At 30.2% G+C, this 334-nt stretch carries 1 pseudogene; it reads right to left on the bottom strand.

Annotated features, from left to right (window positions below):
* Positions 1–334, bottom strand: a pseudogene (gene prfC, locus FUA24_RS10860) (peptide chain release factor 3); the annotation flags it as partial.

The raw sequence follows: 334 nt of genomic DNA, 5'->3' as shown, positions 1-334 counted from the left end.
ACCATATTCATGTTCTAATCTGTACTGAATAACTTCATATTGCAGAGCACCAACGGTGCCAATAACTTTTCTTCCGTTTAATTCTAATGTAAATAATTGTGCTACTCCTTCGTCCATTAATTGATCAATTCCTTTAAATAATTGTTTTGATTTTAATGGGTCGGCATTATTTATATACCTAAAATGTTCTGGTGAAAAACTAGGTACACCTTTGTAATTTAAAATTTCGCCTTCAGTTAATGTATCTCCTATTTTAAAGCTTCCTGTATCTTGTAAACCTACAATATCACCAGGATAAGAGATATCTACTATTTCTTTTTTTTCAGCAAAAAAA

Source organism: Seonamhaeicola marinus, assembly GCF_008085455.1.
This window is presented reverse-complemented; position numbering and strand designations above follow the sequence as displayed.